Source organism: Allobosea sp. TAB14, assembly GCF_052113865.1.
Taxonomy (GTDB): domain Bacteria; phylum Pseudomonadota; class Alphaproteobacteria; order Rhizobiales; family Beijerinckiaceae; genus Allobosea; species Allobosea spartocytisi.
In genome coordinates, this window is the sequence record NZ_JBFRDQ010000276.1 from 1 (window position 1) to 4,292 (window position 4,292).

4 protein-coding genes are annotated in these 4,292 nt (G+C 63.5%); 1 reads left to right on the forward strand and 3 read right to left on the reverse strand.

Translation table 11 applies throughout. From position 1 onward, the window contains the following. From rho to hemE, 3 genes are all read right to left on the reverse strand, one after another. Window positions 1-1,236 (reverse strand): transcription termination factor Rho (rho, locus tag AB4Y99_RS26100; protein WP_441525372.1); only part of this gene is annotated, 1,236 nt, incomplete at its 3' end. Window positions 1,237-1,454: 218 nt separating this feature from the next. Then, the gene (gene hemJ, locus AB4Y99_RS26105; RefSeq protein ID WP_441525373.1) at window positions 1,455-1,877 is read right to left on the reverse strand and encodes a protoporphyrinogen oxidase HemJ; all 423 of its coding nucleotides are present in this window, start codon (window positions 1,875-1,877) and stop codon (window positions 1,455-1,457) included. 12 nt (window positions 1,878-1,889) lie between these two features. After that, the gene (gene hemE / locus AB4Y99_RS26110; RefSeq protein WP_441525374.1) at window positions 1,890-2,942 is read right to left on the reverse strand and encodes a uroporphyrinogen decarboxylase; all 1,053 of its coding nucleotides are present in this window, start codon (window positions 2,940-2,942) and stop codon (window positions 1,890-1,892) included. A 424-nt stretch (window positions 2,943-3,366) separates the two neighbouring features. Here hemE and AB4Y99_RS26115 point away from each other — a divergent pair, with 424 nt between their 5' ends. After that, window positions 3,367-4,197: a pyruvate, water dikinase regulatory protein gene (locus AB4Y99_RS26115; protein WP_038359499.1), complete on the forward strand. Its 831-nt coding sequence runs from the start codon at window positions 3,367-3,369 to the stop codon at window positions 4,195-4,197. The last annotated feature ends 95 nt before the right edge of the window (window positions 4,198-4,292 follow it).

A 4,292-nucleotide genomic window follows, 5' to 3' on the forward strand; every position in this document is an offset into this window, starting at 1 on the left:
GTTCTGCTTGGTCTGGCGCAGCTTGTCCAACAGGAACTCGATCGCGTCCTGCGGGCCCATCGGGTTGAGGATGCGGCGCAGCACATAGGTCTTCTGCAGGTCCGAGCGCGGCGTGATGAGCTCTTCCTTGCGGGTGCCGGACTTGATGATATCGATCGCCGGGAAGATGCGCTTGTCGGCCACCTTGCGGTCGAGAATGATTTCCGAGTTGCCGGTGCCCTTGAACTCTTCGAAGATCACCTCGTCCATGCGCGATCCCGTATCGATCAGCGCGGTGGCCACGATGGTCAGCGAACCGCCTTCCTCGATGTTGCGGGCCGCGCCGAAGAAGCGCTTCGGGCGCTGCAGCGCATTGGCGTCGACACCGCCGGTCAGCACCTTGCCGGATGACGGAACSACGGTGTTGTAGGCGCGGCCGAGACGCGTGATCGAATCCAGCAGGATCACCACGTCACGGCCATGCTCAACCAGGCGCTTAGCCTTCTCGATCACCATTTCCGCAACCTGGACGTGGCGCGACGCCGGCTCGTCGAAGGTTGAGGACACGACCTCGCCCTTCACCGAACGCTGCATGTCCGTGACTTCCTCCGGCCGCTCGTCGATCAGCAGCACGATCAGATAGCACTCGGGATGATTGGTCGTGATCGACTGCGCGATGTTCTGCAGCAGCACGGTCTTGCCGGTGCGCGGCGGCGCCACGATCAGGGCGCGCTGGCCCTTGCCGATCGGCGCCACGATGTCGATGACGCGCGGCGAGAAATCCTTCTTGGTCGGATCCTGCACCTCGAGCTTGAGCCGCTGATCCGGATAGAGCGGCGTCAGGTTGTCGAAGTGGATCTTGTGCTTGATCTTCTCCGGGTCTTCGAAATTGACCGTGTTGACCTTGAGCAGGGCGAAATAGCGTTCGCCATCCTTCGGCCCGCGGATCGGTCCCTCGACCGTATCGCCGGTGCGCAGGCCGAACTTCCGGATCTGCGAGGGCGAAACGTAGATGTCGTCCGGGCCGGGCAGATAGTTCGAATCGGGCGAACGCAGGAAGCCGAAACCGTCCTGCAGCACCTCGACGACGCCCTCGCCCAGGATTTCCGTCTCACGCGCGGCGAGCTGCTTGAGGATGGCGAACATCAGCTCCTGCTTGCGCATGGTGCTGGCGTTCTCGACCTCCACCTCCTCGGCAAAGGTCAGCAGTTCGGTCGGAGACTTGCTCTTGAGCTCTTGGAGCTTGATTTCCCGCATGGGGCACCCGGATCTAACGCCCCGCTAAGGCGGGGTGGGGATGGTACTGGAGTGATCGACTTGGGTTCGAACCGAACCTGCGCGGGGGGATTGTGCGCCATGAGCTGCTGCGGGGCAGCGGGCTCACGAACAGTCGACAACAGGGAGGACGCTGGAGAAGCGTGGCATTCTGATAACGGGAAATGCGGCCGGGCTCAAGCGGGAAACGACGGCTCCCGTCAGAACGGCTTCACGATGACGAGAATGACGATGAAGACCATGAGCAGCGCCGGCACTTCGTTGAGAATGCGATAGTAGCGCGCTGACTTGGTGTTCCGGTCCGCAGCGAAGTCCTTCACCCGCCGGGACAGGACGCCATGGATACCGGAGAGAAGGATGACGAGCAGGAACTTGGCGTGGAGCCAGCCGCCTTTGAAGGCGAAAGCGTACCAGGCGAGGTAGAGCCCGAGCACCCAGGTCGCGATCATCGCCGGATTGATGATGCCCTTGAGSAGCCGKCGYTCCATGAYCTTGAAGGTYTCGGACTGSAYCGAGCCGRTCTGCGCYTCSGCGTGATARACCATCARYCKSGGCARATAGAGCATKCCGGCCATCCAGGAGATGACCGCCATSACGTGRAAAGCCTTGATCCATTCATACATGGCTTGAGCCTTTCAGCCGCGCACTGCCTTGAGCAGACGTTCGACATGGGAAATCGGCGTGTCCGGCAGGATGCCGTGGCCGAGATTGAACACGAAGGGAGCCGAACCGAAAGCGGCCAGGATCGCCTCGGTCTCCCGCTCCAGCTCTGGCCCGCCAGCGCGAAGGATCTGCGGATCGAGGTGCCCCTGCACCGGCACGAGCGACTGGATCTCGTCACGCACGAAATCCCGGTCGATCGCGCTTTCGAGGCCGACCGCATCGACGCCGGTTCCCCGGACATAATCCGGGATCAGCCGGCCGGCCCCTCGGGGGAAGCCGATGATGCGGACCTGCGGATGCTCCGCCCGAACCCCGTCGACGATCCGTTTCGTCGGCGCGATGCACCAGCGCTGGAAATCCTCGGGAGCGAGCACGCCGGCCCAGCTATCGAAAATCTGCACCGCGTCGACCCCGGCGGCGATCTGGGCGTTGAGATAGGTGATCGATGCCGCGACRATCCGGTCGATGATCTCCTGGAACAACGCCGGGTTCCTGGCGAAGAGCGCGCGCGCCGGCCCCTGGTCCGGCGTTCCGCGGCCGGCGACCATATAGGTCGCCACCGTCCAGGGCGCGCCACAGAAGCCGATGAAGCCGGTCTGCCTGGGCAGGGTACCGCGGACGCGCTGCACGGTCTCGATGATCGGCGTGAGCTTGCCGTCATCCGCCAGCTCATCGATGGCTGCGAGCCTCTCCTGCGTATCGACGGGTTCGAGACGCGGCCCCTCGCCCTCCGCGAACCAGAGCTTCTGGCCCAGCGCCTGAGGCACCACGAGAATGTCGGAAAAGAGAATGGCCGCGTCGAAACCAAATCGGCGAATCGGCTGGAGCGTCACCTCGGCGGCCAGCTCAGGATTGTAGCACAGCGACAGGAAGCTGCCGGCACGCGCCCGAATCTCGCGATACTCCGGCAGAAAACGCCCGGCCTGCCGCATCAACCAGATTGGCGGCTTCGACAGAACCTCGCCTGAAAGTGCCCGCAGGATGGCAGGTGTCTCGGTCGTCACAGAGCCTGCCGGGCGATCCATCTCACATCCTCTATTAAAACAAAGAGATTCTTAGAAAGACTCTTTTTCTTTGACTCTTGGGCAGGGGAGATAGCCCGCCGCAATTCTGTCCACAACCGTTCCACAGGCGGTGGGACAGCAGGTCGCGGTCGGCTCGCCCGGACCAAAGCCGTTAAGGCTTTCTTAACGAATGGAATCCGGAGGTTCACTCCGACCCGTCGGAATGATTCACGTGAAACACTTTCTTTACCATGCACAGCCGCCGGCCTGTTGATCGTTGGGCCGAGTTGTACAGGGGCAGCGCCCGGGCTCGTCGCTTGCGAGTCTTATCCACATCACTCCCGATGCCATGGGATAACCCATCGGCTCTCCGGATCGGCGAGGCCGATTTGCCAAAGCCGTATCTCGCGTTAGAGGTGAAACGAGCTTCACCGCGAGGGCTGCCGTGGTTCGCAATTACTTCCACCTTCATCTCGTCTCCGACGCGACCGGCGAGACGCTGATCGCGGTGAGCCGCGCCGCGGCCGCGCAATATGAAACCGTCTCGGCGATCGAGCATGTCTATCCGCTGGTGCGTTCGGAGGCGCAGCTTGCCCGCGTCCTTGCCGAGATCGAATCCTCGCCCGGCGTCGTGCTCTACACCCTGGTCGAGCCGGAGTGGCAGGAGAAGCTGGAGAATTTCTGCCGGGAGCTCGGCTGTCCCTGCCTGTCGGTTCTCCAGCCGGTGCTGTCCTTGTTCCAGTCCTATCTCGGCCAGACCTCGGCGACGAAACCGGGCGCGCAACACGTGCTCAACACCGAATATTTCCGCCGCATCGACGCGATGAACTACACGCTGCTGCACGATGACGGCCAGATGGGCGGGGACCTCGAGAGCGCCGACGTGATCCTTGTCGGCATCAGCCGCACCTCGAAGACGCCCACGAGCATCTACCTCGCCAATCGCGGTATCAAGACCGCGAACATCCCCCTCGTGCCGAACGTGCCCCTGCCGGTCGAGCTGGACGGGGCGCGGAAACCCTTGATCGTCGGGCTCGTCGCGAGCCCCGATCGCATCGTGCAGATCCGGCAGAACCGCCTGCTCTCGCTGCGCGCCGATGACGAGACACCCTATGTCGACCCGGCGGCGGTTGCCGACGAGGTCGCCCAGTCGCGCCGCCTCTGCGCCCGCAAGGGCTGGCCGGTGATCGACGTGACGCGCCGCTCGATCGAGGAGACGGCCGCATCGATCCTCGATCTGCTGCGCGACCACCGTATGAAGTTCATCGCGACATGACGCGGCTGTGGCTATCGCCGGCGCCGCTTATCCTCGCCTCGGGCAGCGTCACCCGCCGCGACATGCTGGTCGCCGCCGGGCTTCCGGTCGAGACC